General features: G+C 40.2%; 17 protein-coding genes, 1 tRNA gene and 1 pseudogene. 8 read left to right on the top strand and 11 right to left on the bottom strand.

Annotation, left to right across the window (positions count from 1 at the left end):
- Positions 1-30: 30 nt before the first annotated feature.
- A protein-coding gene (locus tag ACRWQL_RS05610) for an IS3-like element ISShfr4 family transposase (protein ID WP_434938222.1) occupies positions 31-1259 on the top strand; the annotation gives its coding sequence in 2 pieces (ribosomal slippage) (positions 31-382 and positions 382-1259; 1230 coding nt in all).
- A 68-nt stretch (positions 1260-1327) separates the two neighbouring features.
- On the opposite strand, the gene ACRWQL_RS05605 is transcribed toward ACRWQL_RS05610, so the two are convergent.
- From ACRWQL_RS05605 to rpsU, 7 genes are all read right to left on the bottom strand, one after another.
- Positions 1328-4219 carry a bifunctional diguanylate cyclase/phosphodiesterase gene (locus tag ACRWQL_RS05605; protein ID WP_434952709.1) on the bottom strand — a complete coding sequence of 964 codons (2892 nt, stop codon included), beginning with the start codon at positions 4217-4219 and terminating at the stop codon, positions 1328-1330.
- 779 nt (positions 4220-4998) lie between these two features.
- Positions 4999-5075, bottom strand: a tRNA-Ile gene (locus ACRWQL_RS05600).
- Positions 5076-5259: 184 nt separating this feature from the next.
- Complete coding sequence (rpoD, locus tag ACRWQL_RS05595; RefSeq protein WP_434952708.1) at positions 5260-6165, bottom strand: RNA polymerase sigma factor RpoD; 906 nt, start codon at positions 6163-6165, stop codon at positions 5260-5262.
- A complete protein-coding gene (locus ACRWQL_RS05590) occupies positions 6095-7099 on the bottom strand; it encodes an RNA polymerase sigma factor region1.1 domain-containing protein (protein WP_434952707.1) in 1005 nt (334 codons plus the stop codon). Before ACRWQL_RS05590 ends, rpoD begins: the two co-directional genes overlap by 71 nt.
- 147 nt (positions 7100-7246) lie before the next feature.
- A complete protein-coding gene (gene dnaG / locus ACRWQL_RS05585) occupies positions 7247-8971 on the bottom strand; it encodes a DNA primase (RefSeq protein WP_434952706.1) in 1725 nt (574 codons plus the stop codon).
- 90 nt (positions 8972-9061) lie between these two features.
- Complete coding sequence (locus tag ACRWQL_RS05580) at positions 9062-9505, bottom strand: GatB/YqeY domain-containing protein (protein WP_226410753.1); 444 nt, start codon at positions 9503-9505, stop codon at positions 9062-9064.
- Positions 9506-9512: 7 nt separating this feature from the next.
- Positions 9513-9728, bottom strand: coding sequence for a 30S ribosomal protein S21 (gene rpsU / locus ACRWQL_RS05575; protein ID WP_006080725.1), 216 nt, complete (start codon positions 9726-9728; stop codon positions 9513-9515).
- A gap of 312 nt (positions 9729-10040) precedes the next feature.
- On the opposite strand from rpsU, the gene tsaD reads away from it, so the two are divergent.
- Positions 10041-11054 carry a tRNA (adenosine(37)-N6)-threonylcarbamoyltransferase complex transferase subunit TsaD gene (gene tsaD / locus ACRWQL_RS05570; RefSeq protein ID WP_434928532.1) on the top strand — a complete coding sequence of 338 codons (1014 nt, stop codon included), beginning with the start codon at positions 10041-10043 and terminating at the stop codon, positions 11052-11054.
- 58 nt (positions 11055-11112) lie between these two features.
- On the opposite strand, the gene plsY is transcribed toward tsaD, so the two are convergent.
- The gene (gene plsY, locus ACRWQL_RS05565; protein ID WP_226410751.1) at positions 11113-11724 is read right to left on the bottom strand and encodes a glycerol-3-phosphate 1-O-acyltransferase PlsY; all 612 of its coding nucleotides are present in this window, start codon (positions 11722-11724) and stop codon (positions 11113-11115) included.
- Between the two features lie 241 nt (positions 11725-11965).
- On the opposite strand from plsY, the pseudogene folB reads away from it, so the two are divergent.
- The 4 genes and pseudogenes from folB to ACRWQL_RS05545 all read left to right on the top strand — a co-directional run bounded on the left by folB (position 11966) and on the right by ACRWQL_RS05545 (position 14740).
- Positions 11966-12318 (top strand): annotated as a pseudogene (folB, locus tag ACRWQL_RS05560) (dihydroneopterin aldolase).
- Between the two features lie 51 nt (positions 12319-12369).
- Positions 12370-12882: a 2-amino-4-hydroxy-6-hydroxymethyldihydropteridine diphosphokinase gene (folK, locus tag ACRWQL_RS05555; RefSeq protein WP_434928533.1), complete on the top strand. Its 513-nt coding sequence runs from the start codon at positions 12370-12372 to the stop codon at positions 12880-12882.
- A 121-nt stretch (positions 12883-13003) separates the two neighbouring features.
- Entirely contained in the window at positions 13004-13804 is an 801-nt protein-coding gene (locus tag ACRWQL_RS05550; RefSeq protein WP_434952705.1) for an undecaprenyl-diphosphate phosphatase, read from the top strand.
- A gap of 93 nt (positions 13805-13897) precedes the next feature.
- The gene (locus ACRWQL_RS05545) at positions 13898-14740 is read left to right on the top strand and encodes a putative RNA methyltransferase (protein ID WP_434952704.1); all 843 of its coding nucleotides are present in this window, start codon (positions 13898-13900) and stop codon (positions 14738-14740) included.
- Positions 14741-15220: 480 nt separating this feature from the next.
- Here the strand turns inward: ACRWQL_RS05545 and ACRWQL_RS05540 are convergent, their stop codons facing one another.
- Both ACRWQL_RS05540 and ACRWQL_RS05535 read right to left on the bottom strand, forming a co-directional pair.
- Entirely contained in the window at positions 15221-15487 is a 267-nt protein-coding gene (locus ACRWQL_RS05540; RefSeq protein WP_124017059.1) for an Lpp/OprI family alanine-zipper lipoprotein, read from the bottom strand.
- 279 nt (positions 15488-15766) lie between these two features.
- On the bottom strand, positions 15767-16993 hold the full coding sequence (locus tag ACRWQL_RS05535) for a multifunctional CCA addition/repair protein (RefSeq protein ID WP_434952703.1): 1227 nt from the start codon (positions 16991-16993) through the stop codon (positions 15767-15769).
- Positions 16994-17121: 128 nt separating this feature from the next.
- Between ACRWQL_RS05535 and ACRWQL_RS05530 the strand changes: the two genes are divergently transcribed.
- A complete protein-coding gene (locus tag ACRWQL_RS05530) occupies positions 17122-18792 on the top strand; it encodes an AAA family ATPase (RefSeq protein WP_434952702.1) in 1671 nt (556 codons plus the stop codon).
- Entirely contained in the window at positions 18792-19886 is a 1095-nt protein-coding gene (locus ACRWQL_RS05525) for a general secretion pathway protein GspB (RefSeq protein WP_434952701.1), read from the top strand. The genes ACRWQL_RS05530 and ACRWQL_RS05525 overlap by 1 nt, the downstream gene beginning before the upstream one ends.
- Positions 19887-19968: 82 nt before the next feature.
- On the opposite strand, the gene nhaD is transcribed toward ACRWQL_RS05525, so the two are convergent.
- A complete protein-coding gene (nhaD, locus tag ACRWQL_RS05520; RefSeq protein ID WP_434952700.1) occupies positions 19969-21216 on the bottom strand; it encodes a sodium:proton antiporter NhaD in 1248 nt (415 codons plus the stop codon).
- Positions 21217-21537: the final 321 nt, after the last annotated feature.

Below are 21537 nucleotides of genomic sequence, written 5' to 3'. Positions count from 1 at the left end.
GAGATAAGTTGACACATTGGAGACTTATCTATGAAACCTTCAGTATCAATCAATATAAAACGTACTCAACGAGATTACACATTAGGCTTTAAATTAGCGGTTGTTAGTCAAGTAGAAAAAGGCGAGCTAACGTATAAGCAAGCTCAAGACCACTATGGCATTCAAGGAAGAAGTACCGTCCTAACATGGTTACGAAAACATGGTAGATTAGATTGGTCCCAGCCGATTGAGCATTCACCTATGTCCAAATCTACAGAAACACCCGCCCAGAAAATCAAACGATTAGAGAAACAAGTCTCCAATCTCGAAATGAAAAATATGATTTATGGCGATATGGTCGACTTACTTAAAAATGAGTACGGAATTGATTTAGAAAAAAAGTACTTAGCCGAACGCTCTGGCTTGCCAAAGAAAAAGGCACTGTAAAGCTAGCGACAGCGAGTCGGCAGTTTAACCTATCAAGACAAGCTGTTTATCAATGGAAGCAGCGCTTAGCAGCAAGAGCTGAGATATTAAAACCGGTGATGACGATGGTTATGTATTGGCGTCAGTTCATGCCCAGAGTGGGTACGCGTAAGCTTTATCAACTCATCAAGCCACAGTTACTTGAACAAGGCATAAAGCTAGGTAGAGACGGCCTATTTCGGTATTTGAAACAACACAATATGTTAGTAAAGCCTAGGAAGAATTACACCAAGACAACCCATAGCCATCATTGGTTGAGAAAACACCCAAACTTACTCAAAGACAGAGTGGTGAAGGGAGTTGAAGAGGTGTTTGTCAGTGACATAACCTACGTAAAATCAGACGAAGGAACTCACTATTTATCATTAGTCACAGATGCATATTCAAGAAAAATAATGGGTTATGAATTAAGTGATGAAATGAAAGCCAGTGATGTTGTTAAAGCATTGGAGATGACGATAAAGAATCGTCAGACAACCAATGATGTCATTCATCATTCAGATAGAGGGATACAGTACTGCTCAGCAGAATATCAACATAAATTGGCTGCGAATGCGATAAGGCCATCGATGACAGATGGGTATGATTGTTATCAGAATGCGTTAGCTGAGCGAGTGAATGGTATTTTGAAGCAAGAGTTTTTACTTTATCGCTGTCGAACGATGAAGGAGCTGGCAATACTCATCAAAGAATCGATTAGGACTTATAACGAGTTAAGACCGCACCTTAGTTTAGGAATGAAAACCCCAAACGAGGTGCATGAAAAAGCCAGTCGGGAGTTCCAACTGGCTTAATAAAAACCGTCAACCTATTTTAGGACTAGACAGATGGTAATTAAACAGGTATTAAATTGAGTTTAAGATTAAATCTTCCAAGCATTATCAGGTTTCCATTCATTTATCCATGCAGGAATATCTTCAGCAGGCATAGGCCGTGCAATACCATAACCTTGGGCTAAATCACAACCTAGCTTCAACAGGGCTGTGCCATGTTCTATCGACTCAACTCCTTCTGCAATGACTTCACGTTTGAACGATTTAGCTAAGGTTATCACCCCTTCCACAATAGCCAAATCATCCGCATCATGTAACATGTCCCGTATAAAGCTTTGGTCTATTTTAATTAACTTAGCGGGTAATCGTCTAAGATAAGTGAGGGATGAATAGCCTGTTCCAAAATCATCTAGGGCAAAGTTTACCCCTAGTGCTATACATGCTTGCATGGTTGAGGATACATGATTAACATCATCTAGGGCGCTCGTTTCTAGCACTTCTAGCTCTAAATAATGAGGTTCAACATCTGGGTGGCCAGCTAATAGCGCAGCGAGTCTCTGGGTGAAGTCTTTTTGCTGTAATTGAACCGCAGCAATGTTTACACTGGTGCTAACAGTGAGATTAAGGTTCATTTTTTGCCATTGGCCTATTTGTGTTAATGCACTATTTATAACCCATTCGCCTATTTCGATACTTATAGGATTATTTTCTATCGCGGGTAAGAACTCAATTGGGCTTAATAATCCTCGTTCAGGGTGACGCCAGCGAATAAGTGCCTCAACGCCAATCACAGTACCAGTTTTCATATTCACTTTAGGCTGATAATAAAGTACAAATTGATGATTATCTAAGGCGTAACGAATAGCATCAAGGTTTATTTTTTGCAATTTAATCGCATCGTCTTGGGCTGTATCAAAGAAATGGTAACGATTACGCCCTGACTCTTTAGCCGCGTACATGGCATGATCAGCATGACGCATTAGTAAATCAGCATCAGTATTATCTTGTGGGTACAGGGTGACGCCGATACTGGCTGAGACATTGAAAATAACATCACCAATCGTGGCAGGCTCAGAAGCCGCTAATAACAGTCGATCTAATACTGGCTTGCAATCTTCAACTATCGCTAAATCTGTTAATACAGCAACAAATTCATCCCCTCCAATGCGGGCTAAGCTATCACTTTCGCGTAATGCATCTTTCATGCGTAAAGATAGTGCAATGAGTAACTCATCACCCACATCATGCCCATAGGCATCATTGACGGCTTTAAAACCATCTAAATCAAGAAATACTACCGCAAGTGACTTCCCATCACGCTTACAATGCAGCATGGCTTGACCTAAGCGATCTGCCAGTAATACCCGGTTGGGCAAGTCCGTCAGTAAGTCATAGTGGGCAATGTGTTCCAATTGGTCTTGATATTTTTTCATTGGGGTAATGTCGTTACCTAAGGCAACATAATGGGTGGTATTATTGTCTTTATCACGCACGGCGCTAATTGTTTTACTTTCAATATAGATGTCACCATTTTTACGTTTGTTACAAAGTTCACCTGACCAGTAACCTTCATTTAATATTGCTTTCCACATATCAGCATAAAAACTGGCAGATTGTCGACCAGAGTGGAGAATGCGAGGGTTTTGACCTATTGCTTCTTCACGGCTATAGCCAGTCATCCGTGTAAAAGCCTTATTGACGTCAAGAATAAGTCCATCAGTATCTGTGATGGAGATTGACTCTTTGGCGTATGTAAACACGCTGGCTGCTAGTTGAAGCTTTTCCTGTGAGATGCGCCTAGCTGTAATATCTTCATAGATACCTACCATGCCGATAACAGCATTATTTTTATCGTGAATGGGTGCTTTAGACTTGTTTATCCAAAAAAGCTCACCGGTAGGACTGATATAACTTTCTTCGTAGCTCAATTGTGGCACGCCAGAGCTTATGACCTGTTGATCATTTAATTGGTATTTGACAGCTTGTTCGCCCCAGGCCAGTTCACTGTCAAATTTATCTATTATTTCATCAGGGCTGTTCACTCCGGCATTTATCGCAAATTGCGTATTACAGCCTAAATAACGTGATTGAGAGTCTTTCCAACAGATACTCATTGGAATGGCTTCAATTATGGTACTGAGTAAATTACGCGATTTAGAAAGCTCTTCGTAAGGCTTTACTATGTTACTGATGAAGAAGCTTTTATAAACCATGCCATAGGCAAGAACTTTATAGATATGCCCTAACAAAGCATTGCTGTCATTCATGTCGGAATATAGCGTAAAGTAAATTTGGCTCATTGACATTAAGCAGACGGCTATAAATAAATTCACTACATCATAGGACTGTTGCTTACGCATTGAATGAAAAAGTTTAATTGAAACAAGTAAGTAAACAGCGGCTGAAAAATATTCGCTGATAATTTTAAATGAGGTTAACCCTTGGCCTTCAACAAAGGTATTTGGGAGCAATGAAGGATAAAATAGGCCAATGGTGATGAGTATGCTGACCAATAGCAAAACTATAGTCAATATTATCCAGTGCATAAGTCGTGTGGCAAGGGTACGCCAGGAAAACATGGAAACTACAATTAAACTCAAGGCCGATAGGTAGCGGGCCATTAACCAAAAGTTTATCGTTTTCTCTGGACTACTTGGGGTAATGAGGTCTGGCATTCCAGGAAATGAGAGTACATGTAATAAATCCAGAATCGCTACACCGAGGAAGGAGCAAGCCAGAATAAGATGATTTCGACTGTTTTTATTGTTAGGTATATTGGCCCAAAAAATACCAAAAATCATTGCAGAGACGATGATAGACAATAATTCTAAAAAAGTGTGTAGTGGTATGTAATTGGCAATAGTTGCCAAAAATGGAATAGGGGCCAATAACCAATTGATTACCAGAATAAGGGCAAAGCAAAGCACTACCCACAAGGCAGACTTTATTGGTCGTTGATAATTCGTATGTATTTTCATCATTCAACCAGTATAGGATCTAGTTCTAACAATTAACAATTAAATAATAGTATTTATTTATCGTTAAATCATACTCTTAATCGCTAATTAAGATCCAATAAGGTGGTTTTTTGTTTTTTTAATTTTGCAATAACCTTTTCGCTCGATAGACCCTCACAATAGAAAAGCAACAAGCCGGATCTCAGGCTAAATGGTCAAATTTGATCGATTATTGCTGAACACTATATTGAGACTTAAGGAGGGATCTATTGACCTGGTTATTGTTTCATCTAATGAGGTGGACATATTGAGACATTGGATTTAACAGGTATTAAAGCAACTTTGAGTTGCCTTTGATGCTTGGTATCGGTTGCAAGATCTAAGTGAGTGTCGATCAAATTATCATCAAGAGCTCGATCAGATAGGAATAATTATTTTGCTGTTTTTGTCACGTTTCTGTGTGTCTTTTAATCTAGGCTAGTTTCGACGACAAGGACATCATATTACATTCTGATTATCTCTGATAAGGCCTTTAGCTGAAAATTATAGATACCAGGCTAACATTATTTTGAGTATGTCAGACTGACTCACTCTAGCTCATGCTTGATAATTAACTAGTTGTTTTTATATGATTTTATAGATGGGCATGAGTAGTAATGTCCTGACTATAATTCATATGGCAATTTTGTGGGTTAATTCTTGCTAATACTTCGCTGAGATTAATCAGCTAGTAGTATTACCGGATATGGACCGGCCCTTAAACGAAAAAGACCCATGAATTTCTTCATGGGTCTTATCTGAATTGGTGGCCCCTCCCAGACTCGAACTGGGGACCTGACGATTATGAGTCGTATGCTCTAACCAACTGAGCTAAGGGGCCGACTTAAGATAGTCGTCACTATCGAAAGCGGGGGGAATTATACGAAGTTTATTCTTGCTTGTCACCCGTGATCTGCATTGAATTATAATATCTTGTTCTAATTGGTTATCTGTTAATCAATATGACTGATTTGACAGATAAAAAAACCTGCCGAAGCAGGTTTTTTCTAAATTATTTCTGACAATTACTCGTCTAGGAATGACTTTAAGATTTCTGAGCGAGAAGGGTGGCGTAATTTACGTAACGCTTTCGCTTCAATTTGACGAATACGCTCACGCGTTACATCAAACTGCTTGCCCACTTCTTCTAACGTGTGGTCGGTATTCATGTCGATACCAAAACGCATACGCAGTACTTTTGCTTCACGGGCTGTTAAGCCAGCTAACACTTCGTGGGTTGCGTTTTTCAGACTTTCGCTAGTCGCAGAGTCTAAAGGTAATTCGAGGGTAGTATCCTCGATAAAATCACCTAAATGCGAATCTTCATCGTCACCGATTGGGGTTTCCATTGAGATTGGCTCTTTAGCGATTTTCAGTACCTTACGGATCTTATCTTCAGGCATCATCATACGTTCAGCTAATTCTTCAGGAGACGGCTCGCGGCCCATTTCTTGAAGCATTTGACGTGAAATACGGTTTAGCTTGTTGATCGTTTCAATCATGTGTACTGGAATACGAATAGTACGCGCTTGGTCAGCAATTGAACGAGTAATCGCCTGACGGATCCACCAGGTTGCATAAGTTGAGAACTTATAACCACGACGATATTCAAATTTATCAACCGCTTTCATCAAGCCGATATTACCTTCCTGGATCAAGTCCAAGAATTGTAAACCACGGTTGGTATACTTTTTAGCAATAGAGATAACCAGACGTAAGTTAGCCTCAACCATTTCTTTTTTCGCTCGGCGGGCTTTCGCTTCACCGATTGACATACGACGGTTGATATCTTTAATACCAGCAATAGTTAAGTCTGTTTCTTTTTCAATGACGTCAAGTTTATGAACACAACGATTAACATCATCTTCTACCATACGTAAACCTTCTGCGTATGGCTTGCTGCTGCCGACTTCTTTTGATAAACCAATCAAGATTGGTTTCTTTACCTGTGAAGGCCTTAACAAAGTTCTTTTTCGGCATCTTAGCTTGTTCAACAACAAGTTTAAGAATTAGACGTTCTTGAATACGTACGCGATCCATCATGGTGCGCATGCTTTTTACTAAGCGATCAAACTGCTTAGGTACTAGGCGGAATTCTTTAAATAGCTCACCGATGACAAAGAGTGAACCAATGGCTTCAGGGTGATCACGCCCTTTTTCAGCAATAATGGCTAGGCTTTTTTCATAAGCTTCGCGTAATTGAGTGAATTTTTCTTTTGCTTCTTCAGGGTCCGGGCCTTTTGGACCTTCTTCTTCATCTTCATCGTCGTCGCTATCGTCATCATCGTCATCATCGTCATCATCACTATCAGGGACTTCAGAACCAATGTTAGTGGCGGTAGGGGCGACATCGTCATCGTCAGGGTTTACAAATCCAGAGATAATATCAGACAAGCGAATTTCGTCAGCTTCATACTGGTCGAATTGCTCTAAGATCATTGCAATAGCTTGTGGGTATTCACTTACAGAGCATTGAACGGTATTAATACCTTCTTCAATACGCTTTGCAATTACAATTTCGCCTTCGCGAGTTAAAAGCTCAACTGTACCCATTTCGCGCATGTACATGCGCACAGGGTCGGTTGTACGGCCTAATTCACTTTCAACTGTGGCTAAAGCGGCCGCGGCTTCTTCCGCTGCATCTTCGTCTGTGTTGTCTTCCGACATCATCATGTCATCGGCGTCCGGTGCTTCTTCAAACACTCGAATACCCATGTCATTTATCATCTGGATAATATCTTCAATCTGATCGGAATCGACCATGTCTGCAGGTAAGTGGTCGTTCACTTCTGCATAGGTTAAATAACCTTGCTCTTTACCTTTAGCGAGCAACAGTTTAAGTTGCGACTGCGGAGTGTGATCCATAGATATCATCCAAGTTTGGGGAACTGAAATAACGACGGGACACTTAGCCTAGCTTAGTGTCGCGCAAATCGTCAATTATAGCTGCGTGGACTCATCTTAGCTAGTCCATGGTGTGGTTTTAACCGCTAAAGTTTGTTTACTTTAGGGTTACTTCTCAACACCTTTCATTATTGAAATCAGCTTACTTAGCTGTACTTTCTCAGCTTTTGTTAAAGTTTGTTTTAGACTAAGTTCCTGATAGCGTTGTTCTATATATTGGTTAGTCAACCATATCAGGGTTTGTTTAAACTCGGTCAGCACATTTTCATCCGCCACTTGATGATCCCATTGGGCCAACTTAATCAGAGTGCTCTTATGCTGATGCTCTCTATGTATTTCAAGTAGTTGTGCGCTATTAAATTGCTGAGTTCGAGTTATTTCAAGCAAATGGTTAAGCAATTCAATGCCAGCCATTTGAATTTTGTTTAATGCAGGCTGTGGTGCTAGTCCAAAACCTAAACTGGGTTTTTGTATTAACAAAGCGATGGCTAACCTCAGAGGTGTACCGCGACCTTGTAACCCTTTTACATTAATATTATCCTTAACTACATTAATTTTTAAATCTCTTCTTAACTCTAAAATATTGTTTTTTTTCATTTTATAAGCTAAGTTTTTTAATAATATATTCTGTAAAACACTATCTTGTACTTTTTCAATGTAGGAAATCGCATCATTAATTAATGCACCTTCATCATTTCCATGCATTATAGATAAATTATTAAATAGAAATTCTTCTAATGTACTACTTTGTTCATATTTAGCTTCGAAATTATCTCTACCAATTTTTCTGATTAACGAATCAGGATCTTCGCCTTCAGGTAAAAACATAAACCGTACTTGGTTACCAGGCTTTAGTATTGGTAGAGCAGTTTCTAATGCTCGCCATGCTGCAGCTTTACCAGCTTTATCACCGTCATAACAACAGATGACTTCTTTAGCACTACGGACCAAAAGCTGAAATTGTTCAGCTGTGGTTGAGGTGCCGAGTGAGGCGACGGCATAATCAACTTCAAATTGTGCTAGTGCCACTACGTCCATGTAACCTTCAACAATTAATATTTGCTGTGGATCGCGGTGTCGTTGCTTTAATTCGTATAAACCGTAAAGTTCATTACCCTTATGAAATATGGGCGTTTCTGGAGAATTCAAGTATTTAGGGGTACCTTCACCTAAAACTCTTCCACCAAAGCCGATAACTCGGCCACGTCTATCGCGAATGGGGAACATTAACCTGTCGCGAAAACGGTCATATCGTTTACCGCTGTCATTTTCTATTAACATGCCAGCAGTAAGTAGTTTATCCAGTGATGTTTGATTTTGACGGTAGCGGCTTAATAATCCGTCCCAGCCGTCAGGGGCAAAGCCAATGCCGAAGTGTTTAATAACATCTTCAGAAAGCCCTCTAAAATCAAGGTAGTCTAATACTTTTTGTTTGTCTTGATGCTGTCTCAGTTGGCTTTGGTAGAACAAGCTTGCTTCTTCCATTAACTGATATAAATCTCGACTGAGTCCATGATCCTGGCGTTTTGCATTGCCATTTTCCTGTGGAACATCTAATCCGAGTTGACCCGCTAGTTCTTCAATAGCATCAACAAATTCTAAGCGGTCATATTCCATTATAAAATCAATTGCATTGCCATGGGCACCGCAACCAAAACAATGGTAAAACTGTTTATCTCTGCTGACAGTAAAAGACGGTGATTTCTCACTATGAAAAGGACAACAAGCTGAATGGTTTTTACCAGCTTTTTTCAATGGTACTTTTCGATCGATCAGATCGACAATATCTGTTCGAGCAATAAGTTCATTGATAAAATCACGGGGGATCGCCATTGATTGCTATATTTTCTCGAAGTCACTTTATCAATTGATGTAAACAAACAAGCCGTGCAGGTGCACGGCTTATTCAACATTAACCCCTGATTACTTCAATTTTGTACGGATTAAAGCACCTATGGCACTCATATCAGCACGGCCCTGAACTTCAGATTTTAATGCTCCCATTACTTTGCCCATATCCGCCATGTTAGTAGCACCTACTTTTACGATAGTTGCGTCGATAATCGCCGCAATTTCCGTTTCAGTTAATGGTGTGGGTAAGAAAGTTTCAATTACTTGAATTTCATCCGCTTCTACTTGTGCAAGCTCTGGGCGATTCGCTGCTTCATATTGAGACATTGAATCACGACGTTGCTTGACCATTTTGGTTAAGATAGCTATCACCTGTTCATCATTCAAGGTTTCGCGGGTATCCACTTCAACTTGTTTGATGGCAGCGAGTGCCATACGAATAGTACCTAAGCGCACCTTTTCTTTGGCACGCATAGCATCTTTCATCTGCTCTTTTAGCTGATCGATTAGGCTCATAATGAGATTAATATAAACGTACGCGACGTGCGTTTTCGCGAGAAAGCTTTTTAGCTAGACGTTTAACTGCAGCAGCTTTTGCACGCTTACGAGCAGTAGTTGGCTTCTCGTAGAATTCACGAGCACGCACATCCGCTAAGATACCAGCTTTTTCACAAGAGCGCTTGAAACGACGTAGAGCTACGTCGAATGGTTCGTTTTCACGTACTTTAATAATTGGCATACGCCATCACCCCTTAGGTGTAGTTGAGTTGGATATTAAATGTTTTAGTTTTTTAACTTAAACTTTTAAATAGCCAAAGGCTAATTAAAATGGTGCGGAATTTTACACCGAGGCAAGGGTCTTTGTAAACCCCTTGTTCTGATTGTCTGCACATCATCGGGCCTAATGACAATAACTAGTTGTTTTTGTCATTAGATCGGCGATCAAAAATGATCGGCGCGTATACCACTAAAGACGATACAGATTTTATCTGGAGAAAAATCGCTTCAAGCGCTAGAATTGGCCGCCTTACTTTATTGAAAACGAGACATTATGCGCATTATTGGTATTGAAACATCATGTGATGAGACTGGCATCGCGATTTATGATGATCAGCAAGGGTTACTTTCTCACGTATTGTATAGCCAAGTAAAGCTTCATGCAGACTATGGTGGCGTTGTCCCCGAATTGGCGTCTCGTGACCATGTGCGTAAAATCGTTCCGTTAATTAAGCAAGCTTTAGCTGAAGCTAACTCGTCTGTTAATGATATTGATGGGGTTGCTTTTACTAAAGGACCTGGCCTAATTGGTGCTTTGTTAGTGGGTGCTTGTGTTGGGCGTTCGCTGGCTTATGCCTGGGATAAACCCGCGGTTGGTGTTCATCATATGGAAGGGCATTTACTTGCTCCTATGCTAGAGGATGATGCTCCCGAGTTTCCGTTTGTGGCTTTGCTGGTGTCGGGGGGACATTCAATGCTGGTGCAGGTTGAAGGAATTGGCCAATACCAAGTGTTGGGTGAGTCTGTTGATGATGCAGCTGGTGAAGCATTTGATAAAACGGCAAAGTTATTAGGTTTGGATTATCCAGGTGGGCCGCGTTTAGCTAAATTAGCCGCTAAAGGGCTCGATGTGGGTTATCGTTTCCCACGTCCAATGACCGATCGCCCCGGGCTTGATTTCAGTTTTTCTGGCCTAAAAACTTTTGCGGCTAATACCATTGCTGCTGAGCCAAGTGATGAACAAACACATGCCAATATCGCTAGAGCATTTGAAGAGGCTGTGGTTGATACGCTGGCTATTAAATGTAAACGTGCATTAAAACTGACCGGTTATCAACGATTAGTCATTGCTGGCGGTGTGAGCGCTAATACGCGCCTAAGGGAGTCATTAGCGAAAATGATGCAGGATATGGGCGGAAAGGTATATTACCCTCGTGGCGAGTTTTGTACTGATAATGGTGCCATGATTGCCTACGCCGGAATGCAGCGCTTAAAAGCGGGCCAAATTGAAGATTTAGCGGTTAAAGGTGTACCTCGTTGGCCGCTTGATACCTTACCTGCGGTGTAATCTACGGGTAATCTTGTATTGTTTATGTTATCAGAAAAGCTTAGCGTGTTTTAAACCGTTAAGCTTTTTTATTGCTTCTTTTACGGGTGAGCTTACTTTCTTCACCAATACGTAAACGCTCAATATTATCTTTATGTCGAATTAATATCAGTGTTGATAACATTGCCACAGGAAGTACAAAACGCTCGTCTAATAGCCAAGTGTAAACCGGTGCCAGTAAAGCTGCTGCCATGGCCGATACAGATGAATAACGGGTAATAATAACCAATACTATCCATGTCGCGACTAAACACAGAGCAAGATCATGACCAATGGGGGCCATTGCACCAAAGGCTGTAGCAACACCTTTACCGCCTTTAAATTGAAAAAAGATAGGGTAGATATGACCTAAGCATGCTGCTACGGCAATAAAGCCTAGAGAGGCTGCATCTAATCCCATTAGGTAACTTAAATAAGATGGGATAGCGCCTTTAAGCATATCGAAAAATAACACTAATATTGCAGAACTTGCCCCACCAATGCGTAACACATTTGTAGCGCCAGGGTTGCCAGAACCTTGCTCTCTCGGATCAGGTAAACCTCTCATTTTACAAACCAGTATCGCACTCGAGATAGAACCCGCTAAATAAGCGATTATTATCATCAAAATGGTCAAAGCTATGGTGTTCAAATTGGTTTCCTTACTCGTCTTAGGGTATTATCGCGCATAATTTTTTAATGCGCTGTTGCAAATAATTTTGCAAAAATCAAAAACGGTCCGTGGTATGAATTAAATTCGTTACCTTTGTTTTTGTATTTGCTTATCCTACTGCTTTAAGCGTGCTGGCAAAAGACCAGATGGTGAGAATATCACTGTTTATCTGGAATTAATTTTGAACAAGGTCTCTTAAGGCTATTTTATGGAGCTTCAGATGGATAAAGTGCTTATTAGGCAGTTAAAAATTGATACTGTGATAGGGATTTATGAATGGGAAAAAAGATCCATCAAACCCTATTGATTGACTTAGATATGGCTTGGGACAATCGTTTAGCTGCGGCCAGTGACAATTATCAACACGCCTTGTGTTATGAAACCGTTTCAAATCGTTTAACTGCGCTGATCATTGAAAAACCTATTGAGTTAATTGAAACCGTTGCGGAGATGATTGCCCAGTGTTTACTGAGTGAATTTAACGTACCTTGGGTCAAGGTTGTGGTTATGAAGCCTGGCGCAGTGCAACATGCCGATTCTGTTGGTGTTGTCATTGAGCGTGGCAGCATTTAATTTTAGCTCATGACGAGTCACTTTTTAACATAGCGTGGACGAATAAACTTAATGGCGAAGATTTATATCAGTTTAGGAACAAATATTGAACCTGAACAACACCTTAAAGCTGGTCTGTTAGATTTACAACAGCATTTTGGCCAACTATCTTTATCACGAGTGTATGAAAGTGAGTCTGTGGGTTTTAAAGGGACTAACTTTTTAAATATGGTCGCCAGTGCAGACACTGATATGTCTATTGCAGAAGTTGTGGCTGTGTTTAAGATGATTGAGCAAACCAATGGTCGTATTCGCAGTGAGAAAAAGTTTAGCCCGCGTAGTTTAGACATTGATTTGTTACTCTATGACGACAAAGTGACTGTTCAGCCCGTTGAGTTACCCCGTGGTGAAATTTTATTTAATGCTTTTGTACTTTGGCCATTGGCGGAGTTAGCACCTAATGTTTTACATCCTACAGTGGGTCTTTCGTATGAAACGCTTTGGCAGCAGTATGACAAACAGCAACAACAGTTATGGCCTGTTAATTTTGTTTTCCCAGCCCAGTTACACCATAAAATTGCTTAAGCCTGAGTCTATGTGCACATGATGGCTGTTCAATTACTGCCGTAATTTAAGTATATGTAAAGTTTTTAAGCGTATGTAAATATTAGTAAAATACAAAAATGTAATCTAAACAAGGACAAGTATGGAATCGCTACAAGTTATATTTTTAGCTTTAATTCAAGGGTTAACTGAGTTTTTACCTATATCAAGTTCGGGACATTTAATTCTTCCTGCCCAATTATTTGGATGGGAAGATCAAGGTCTCTCTTTTGATGTGGCGGTTAACACCGGTTCACTCTTTGCTGTAATTATTTACTTTCGTCTTGAAATTGTGTCGCTTACACAGGCGTGGACCAAGAGTTTGGTGACAAAGACTCAAACCCAGGAAAGTAAATTATCCTGGTGGATTGTGTTAGCCACAATTCCTGCGGTCATAGTGGGTTTTTTAGCAAAAGATTTTATTGAAACACACTTACGCAATACGCTCGTTATTGCAATAACGACCATCTTTTTTGGGCTGTTATTATGGGTTGCAGATCGCATGTCAAAGGCACAATTGAATGAATTTCAAATGGGTTGGAAAAAAGCGTTATTAATTGGTATTGCGCAAGCGATGGCATTAATACCTGGTACATCTCGCTCTGGTGCGACGATGACAGCGGCGCTAATGCTAGGGCTGACCCGTGAAGCCGCGGCGCGTTTTTCATTTTTAATGTCGATACCGGTTAGCTGCGGCGCAGCTATTTTAGTCATTAAAGATCTTGCCCAAAGCCCGCTACCAATTGACTATCAAGCACTAATTTTAGGCCTGGTGGTATCATTTGCTGCAGCTTATGTCTGTATTCACTACTTTTTAAAGTATATTAGTCAAATCGGTATGACCCCTTTTGTGATTTACCGACTAATATTAGGTAGCATACTGCTTGGTCTATTGTACCTTTAGCTGATTATGTTAGTGAATAATGAACTAAACGGGTAAATTTACCCGTTTTTTATTGCTAGTTTTTATCTTCCCCATTAAAAGTTTATTTAAAATATGATGACCCTACCTTTAGTTTGCCCGACCTGTTCTCAACCATTGCATCAACATGAAGCTTCTAAAGGCTTTTATTGCGAAGCTAAACATCATTTCGATCGCCTTGAGCAGGGCTACTACCCTTTAGTTAAAGTGAAGGCGAAAACACCGCAATCTTCTATTTCTCGTCAACAAATGCGCGCGCGCCAATTTTTATTACAAAGTGGGGTATTTCAGCCTTTAGTGGATGCGTTGCAACAACAAATGTTGGCGTTAACAGCAACGGTTGAAAATGAAATCAATTGGCTTGATTATCAATGCGGTGATGGGTTTTATTTAACGCAAATACATCAATATTTAATGACACATGGGATAACCAAACCTATGTCAGTTTGGGGCGTGTCAGACGCCGAGAATGCGTTATTTGCAGCGTCAAAAGGTCACACGCCAGCAAGCTTGATTTTCTGCTCTACCAAGGTGCTGCCATTTACCAATCAAAGTATGGACGTGGTGACCTTATTTGATGCACCTATCAAAGGGCAAGAATGCCTTCGGGTATTAAAAGATGCGGGTCGTATAGTGTTAGTACAGCCCAGTAACCAGCATTTATGGCAAATTAAACAACATGTTTATCCAGATTTAGTCGAGAAGCCATCACAACTTAATATCCCTAAACGTTTGCTCATTGAGTCACTGCAACAAGTCTCTTTTGAAATTGATGTTACAGGTGAACAAGCAGTTAATTTATTAGATAGTTCATTGTTTGCTTGGCGAGCTAATGATGAAATTCGCCACCAAATTAAGTCATCACCAATCAGTGGTTTAAAATGTGAGTTTGAAGTAATAGTGCTAAAAAAGATCTAGGGTGCTAATCATGTTTACGGGCTGGCTGTAACGGGACTTTTTCTAAGTGTTTGCTCTTGATAAAAAGTGAACACTGTTCTGCTAGTTCGCTGTTAAGTGAGGCTTGGTGTTAATGGATATTGTGTTACAAATGACGTAAGAGAAAATAGGGAGAGAGTTAAATAGGTAAAACTACTATCGCTGATAGGGTCTTGTTTAGTATGAGCTGACAATTTCGCCTAAATCTATACCTTATAATATCTAAGTTTTCTAAAGCCTAAGCGTTCTAAAATCTAAATCTTCTAAAGTCTAAATTCTTCTAAAATCTAAGTCCTTCTAAAATCTAAGTCCTTCTAAAATCTAAGTCCTTCTAAAATCTATGTCCTTCTAAACAGCAGAAACAATTAAGGCTTGAAGTTGGTTCATACTGGATAACAGTTGAACTACATTCAAGCCCTAATAATCAACCTATGTATATAAGCTAATTCTGTATAGCAATTCTTACTTTTTGTAAGAAGAAGCCATGTTGTCTAAACGGTCATTAGCACGTTTAGCTTCAGCTTGAGCGTCCATAGATGCAGCTTTAGCGCCTTTAACATCAGCAGATAATTTGCTTTGCTCAGACTTTAAAGAACCAACTTCTGCAGATAGTTGATCAACTTTGTTACCTAAGTTTGCAACGCTTTCTTCTAAAGCAGTAGTGTTAGCACAGCCACCTAGTAAAGCAGTCATAGCAACACCAGCAATCATCAGTACTTTCTTGTTCATGGGTAAATCCTTTAAAATATAGGTTGTAGTTTGGGCGCAAAAGCCTATGCCTTTGCAGCGGCGTAATTATGTCACACATTTTATTTTATGCTAGAGGCAAAAAGAAAAATGTTCCTCTAAAGTAGCTAAATAAATGAAAAATGCAAGTATTTAGGTGTTTATTAGGTATTTTCGTGTACATTATCGATGTCAATAGTGAAATATCCTAAAAATGCTGTAATAAAAACAGCTTTATCCTATTTTTGTTATTGTTTTTTATAAGCATTATATGTCGATTCTTCAGGTTTGAGCTTGCTTAAACTCACTGATTACCTCAATCCGCTTAAGTTGTAACTGTTGTTTAATTTCGGCGCCGGTAAATCCTGCAGATATAATCTGTTGTACATCAATATTACTGGCCACTTTAAAGCATGCGGCTAGATAGTGCTGTTGGGGATAATCTGCATGTTCAAAACCAGTCCTGCCGCGCATATCAGCGTAACAGCAAAGCAAAAGCTGCTTTAATCTGTGTGGTTTACGCCAGAAGTCGGCTTTATCGAATACTTTGATAATGGTTTCGGCGCGTAATTCTGCTGCATTGTGAATATTTTGATGCTGGTCGCTGACTAGCATGGCTAAATCACAATGCTCATTTGGCACGCGCAAACGTTGACATAGTCGTTTGATAATAGGCACACCTTTTTGACCATGGCCATGATGTTTGGGCAAGGTTTCTTTTGGGCTAACAGCTTTACCTACATCATGGGTTAATGCCGCAAATCGAACCGCTTTGTCGGTTGTCAGCAAGCTAGCTTGCTCCAGTACCATTAAAGTGTGAATACCGGTATCAATTTCAGGGTGCCACTTCTCTGGTTGTGGGATGCCAAACAAAATATCAATTTCAGGTAAAATAACTTTTAGGGCGCCGCAGTCGCGTAATGTTTTGAAAAATATTTCTGGGTTATCGCCACTAAGTACTTTATCTATTTCTTGCCACACGCGCTCAGGCGTTAAATGTGCTAGTTCGCCTGAGTCTGAAATGTGCTGCATTAAGGTTTTGGTTTCTGGGGCAATAGTAAAACCAAGGTGATGAAAGCGTGCTGCAAAACGTGCTACTCGCAATACTCTTAGCGGGTCCTCAATAAACGCATCCGACACATGACGCAGTAATCTATGCTTAATGTCATTCACTCCGCCATAAGGGTCAAATAATTGGCCTGACGTATCTTCTGCAATGGCATTAATGGTTAAATCTCTACGAAGCAAATCCTGTTCTAATGTCACATCGTTAGAAGTATCGCAGCTAAAACCTTGATAACCAGTACCCGTTTTGCGTTCTGTTCTGGCAAGGGCATATTCTTGTTGGGTTTTAGGGTGCAAAAAAACCGGGAAGTCTTTACCGACTTGTTGATAACCTTGTGCCCGCATTTCGTCAATATGACTGCCAACCACCACAAAGTCCTTATCTTTGATGGCAAGGCCAAGTAATTTATCGCGCACAGCGCCACCGACTAAAAAGATCTTCATTTGACATCACTTTTAACTAATTGATGGGTTAAAGCTTACCAGAGTTAGATTTTTGCGGCTAACTTTTGACAAGCTCCCTCGCAAGCATTAACTTGAGCCGTCAGTTTTTGTTAAGGGTGCTAAGTAGTATGTATAAAGCTTTTTATGGATTAAATGATAATCCATTTTCCATTGCTCCTAATCCGCATTACATGTTCTTAAGTGATCGTCATCGTGAGGCTTTGGTTCACTTAACTTACGGCTTAGGCGAAACCGGTGGTTTTGTATTGTTAACAGGTGAGGTAGGTACCGGAAAAACCACGGTATCAAGGTGTTTATTACAACAAATACCTGATAATACCGATACCGCTTTTATTCTTAATCCTTCGTTAACTGAGCAAGAGTTATTAGCGACTTTATGTGATGAACTGGGAATTACCTATGCTGATAATCCGAGTATAAAAAAACTGACTGATTTATTAAGTCAGTATTTATTGAATAATCATAAAAATGGCCGCAATACAGTATTGATTATTGATGAAGCACAGCATTTACGTTCTGAGGTATTAGAGCAGCTCAGATTACTGACTAACCTTGAAACCGATACCAAAAAATTATTACAGGTTATTTTGATTGGCCAGCCTGAATTACAACAATTACTGAAACGCCAAGACTTACGCCAACTGGCACAGCGGATCACCGCTCGCTACCATCTTTTGCCCTTAGATGGGGCTGAGTTAGCTCTTTATATTCAGCATCGTTTACAAGTGGCTGGACGACATGAGCCTTTGTTTACCGCTAAATCTATCCGAAGATTACATCACTATAGTGGTGGTATTCCACGCTTAACTAACCTGTTGTGTGAAAGGGCATTAATGGCGGGTTACGGCCAATCAAAAGTGCCAATTGATCATAAAATGGTTGATCAAGCCGCTAAGGAAGTTTTAGGTGATATAGAAGAAAGTCATAATAAGCTTTGGTATGGTGTAATTGCAGCAGCTGCATTAGTGTCTTTTGCGGGGGCTTTTTATCTATTTAATAAAAGTAGTCAAGATATAAGTGTTGCCTCAGAGGTGACAACCTCAGCGGTTAATACGCCCGCACTTCAAAACCAAGCTCAGCAGGCATTGGCTGAATTACCGACTTCAGAGACTGCACAAGTATCGCCTCCAGTTGTGTCAGCCAATACCGGTGCATTGAATGCAGAACAACGGGTGATGCAGCAAGCTATGATGCAAAGCCAAAATATTGATGTGGCGTTTGCGGCATTATTTGGTTTATGGGGTATGCAGCCTATCAGTGAATTATCGCCGTGTCAGGCTGCGCTGCAACAAGGATTAACGTGTTACCAGCAACAAGGTAATTGGAATAGCATTATGCGTCTTAATTATCCTGCGGTCGTTTATTTGCAAGATTCAAAAATCACGCCTTTTTATGGCGTGATTGTTGAGCGCCAATATGAGCAAATTTTACTGCAATTGGGCGAGCAACAGTTTTGGGTTGGTAAGGATTGGTTTGATCGCCACTTTAGTGGCACGTTTGAAATACTGTGGCAGTCGGAGCAAGCGATGCCAAGAGAAATAGGTCAAAGCTCACCCATAGCGCAAGTGCAGTGGTTAGAAAATAGCTTGGCGATGATTGAACAGCGCCCTGCACGTTTAATCAATCAGTTTGATAGTCAGCTTGAGCAGCACTTAATGTCGTTTCAACGTTTGCATGGTTTAAAGTCCGATGGCATAGCCGGTAGTCAAACATTAGTCCAACTTAACTTATATTTAAGCCAAACTGGACCAAGATTGACCGCGGCGGAGCGCCGATAATGTCAATACTATTAGATGCTGTAAGTAAGCAAAAACAACAATCTACGGGTGTGCATGACGCGATAATGACACCGCGTCCGGTTTTGCCATCGGTTAAACCCAAGCGACCAATGATTATGAAGTTAACTCTTCTTGGAGTCGCTGTGTCATCGGCAATTGTAGGCGCGTGGGCGTTAGATACTTTGTTGGATGCATCTCATAAGCGGCCTCAAATAGTTAGCGAGAACACTCAACAAGCCGCTATTCGGCCTGCTACTGCGCAACAAAAATCCGCTCCGCAAGTTGTTGTGTCACAAGCTTTGGAAGTGATGCCCGAGGCCAATGTTAGTGAAGAGTTTAGTTTAGCGGGTAAGGTCGCATTACCTATGGCTAAGCCTCTATTGGCAGCTGTAGCAATTGAAGACTCGCAACCTAGCTTGATGTATCAAGCATCAACTAACTCATTTAATGATAGCTCCCAGCAAGGGACTAATATGGATGATAAGCAGTTGTCGTTAACTCAATTACAACAACTTAGTCAGCAGTACGATCAACAATTACAGCAGGCTTATCAGCAGTCTAATGTGATTCAAAACAATGATATTGAAGAGATTGAGCCAATTATTTTAGGGGCTAATGCTAATCAGCGCGGATTAAAAGAATTAGAAGCGTTGAAGTTACAAGTTAATATGGCTGCCAATGAAGTGGATTTTAAATCGGTGCGTCAATCTGAGAGTAGTCGCGATGCCAGCCGTGATGCTAATCGTGACAGTAATCTAGCAAATGCTTTTGCGGCGGCATTGAAAGATGTTGAGTATGAGCAATCAGCAAACAAAGATGTTACTGAAGCCAAATTAGACCCAATTCCTCACACCAAGCCACAAGGTATTCCGAAATACGGTGATCTGCCAGCCAGTGTTCAGCTTAGCGTGCCTGAATTTAATATTGTTGCTCATGTGTATTCAAGCGACCCTAATAATCGTTGGTTAAATGTTGATGGAAAAGAGTTACAACAGGGTGACATGATCCAAGGAAAATTAACAATTATTGAAATTCGTCCAAGGGATATTATCTTAGACATTAACGGAAATGAGTTTAAAGTGCCGGCGATATAAGTCGTTATGTCACAATAAAAAAGGCGCTTAGAGCGCCTTTTTTATTGAGAAGTAAGTTAATTAAAACTGACTGCACCTAATATTAGCCATGCAGATGATTAGCTAAAAATAATGTCAGGGAATATCCGATACAATAGCAAAGGAATAATGCTGGGACGTATTTCAAGTAGCTGACAAAAGTCAGTTCTTTTACTTTACTCATCGCAATGATACCCGACGCCGAACCTATCACTAATAACGATCCGCCCACACCAACTGAGTAGGTTAACCCTAGCCACTGTGAGGTTGTTAAAATAGGATCCGCTTTTAGTAAAGCAGCCGTTAACGGTACGTTATCTAATATTGCAGAACCTACACCGGCAAAGAAGTTAGAAATATTGGGGTCATACATTGAATAGACTTCAGTCAATAATTGTAATGTACCAATTTCTTTAAGCATACCGACCAGTAATAAAATACCAAGGAAGAATAACAGAGTATCAAATTCGACTTGACGAATGTATTCTAAAATCTGTACTTCTTCATCTTTAGATTTGCTGCTGCGGCCCACTAAAAACATCACAGATAAACCAGCTAAGAAAGTCAGTACCGGCGGAATGCCAAATAACACGTTTAACACCATAGTAAGCACGATTGTGGTTAAAAAGATTAACCCTATGATAATGTCAATGGTTTGGTATGTTTGTGTGACGGGTGTGGTGCTAACAGAGCCTTCTGCTTTTAAAGAGAATAATACCGCCAAGAGCAATACGCTTACAGAAGCAGGAATTAACAGCACTAGCAGCTCTGAAATATGCACTTTACCAGCGAGGAAAATCATCAAGGTAGTTACATCGCCCGTAATAAGTGCCACACCACCTGAGTTAACCGCAAAAATAATTAACACCGCCATACGACGACGCATTTGGCTGTCTAAGTTAAAGGTGGTTAATAAGCCTAATGACACTAAGGTCGCGGTGACGTTGTCACAAAATGTTGAGAGTATGAGTGAGAAAAAACCCACTTGTACCATTAGTACTCGAACAGAAACCTGCTGCGGGAATATTTTTTGCACTACCATTTGGATCATGCCTTTGGCATTCAGATAGGCCACAAAAGTCATTGTTGACATTAAAAAGAGCCATAAGGTGGCAATTTCTAATATGTTTTCATTTAATTCTGTTGAGATAATAGCTGTTTTCTCAGGGGTCTGAGCTGCAATAAATAAGGTTATCCAGGAAATACAGCCTAAAAACAAGGTTGTCTTGGCTTTATTGATATGGGTAACTTCTTCAAGCACGATACTTAACAATGCAAGTACCGCAAGTGAGATAAGAAATGTGTGTAGCATGACTGCAATTCCAACTTTTGTGTTGTAGGTAATCAACATCATTACCGTGAATTTTTGCTAACCTAACTCAACCCCATTTTAAGGTTAAATTAAGCTTCCCGTATGGCGGGGCGATCAAATCACACAACAGCGGATTTCGCAACTGAGATCACAGTTATTTTGTTAATAATCGACCAAAGTAGTGGATAAAAAATGATTACAGAGAAGATAAGTAGGAATTTGTTAATACAAATAAAAATAGGATAAACAACTGAGTTATTTATCCTATTTTTGTTATCAACAGTTTGTCTAAGCTAAAATAGACTTAAACGATAAGGCCGA

This window comes from Shewanella sp. HL-SH4, from assembly GCF_051164845.1.
GTDB classification, from domain to species: domain Bacteria; phylum Pseudomonadota; class Gammaproteobacteria; order Enterobacterales; family Shewanellaceae; genus Shewanella; species Shewanella glacialimarina.
The sequence above is the reverse complement of the archived record's forward strand: the minus strand, read 5'-3'. Positions and strand labels throughout refer to the sequence as shown.

Coding starts and splice junctions, on each gene's coding strand:
- rpsU (WP_006080725.1), bottom strand. CDS start 9,728: ATGCCAATTATTAAAGTACGTGAAAACGAACCATTCGACGTAGCTCTA.
- dnaG (WP_434952706.1), bottom strand. CDS start 8,971: ATGGCGATCCCCCGTGATTTTATCAATGAACTTATTGCTCGAACAGAT.
- ACRWQL_RS05530 (WP_434952702.1), top strand. CDS start 17,122: ATGTATAAAGCTTTTTATGGATTAAATGATAATCCATTTTCCATTGCT.
- ACRWQL_RS05540 (WP_124017059.1), bottom strand. CDS start 15,487: ATGAACAAGAAAGTACTGATGATTGCTGGTGTTGCTATGACTGCTTTA.
- ACRWQL_RS05550 (WP_434952705.1), top strand. CDS start 13,004: ATGGAATCGCTACAAGTTATATTTTTAGCTTTAATTCAAGGGTTAACT.
- ACRWQL_RS05525 (WP_434952701.1), top strand. CDS start 18,792: ATGTCAATACTATTAGATGCTGTAAGTAAGCAAAAACAACAATCTACG.
- ACRWQL_RS05535 (WP_434952703.1), bottom strand. CDS start 16,993: ATGAAGATCTTTTTAGTCGGTGGCGCTGTGCGCGATAAATTACTTGGC.
- ACRWQL_RS05590 (WP_434952707.1), bottom strand. CDS start 7,099: ATGGATCACACTCCGCAGTCGCAACTTAAACTGTTGCTCGCTAAAGGT.
- ACRWQL_RS05605 (WP_434952709.1), bottom strand. CDS start 4,219: ATGATGAAAATACATACGAATTATCAACGACCAATAAAGTCTGCCTTG.
- ACRWQL_RS05545 (WP_434952704.1), top strand. CDS start 13,898: ATGATGACCCTACCTTTAGTTTGCCCGACCTGTTCTCAACCATTGCAT.
- folK (WP_434928533.1), top strand. CDS start 12,370: ATGGCGAAGATTTATATCAGTTTAGGAACAAATATTGAACCTGAACAA.
- tsaD (WP_434928532.1), top strand. CDS start 10,041: ATGCGCATTATTGGTATTGAAACATCATGTGATGAGACTGGCATCGCG.
- ACRWQL_RS05580 (WP_226410753.1), bottom strand. CDS start 9,505: ATGAGCCTAATCGATCAGCTAAAAGAGCAGATGAAAGATGCTATGCGT.
- nhaD (WP_434952700.1), bottom strand. CDS start 21,216: ATGCTACACACATTTCTTATCTCACTTGCGGTACTTGCATTGTTAAGT.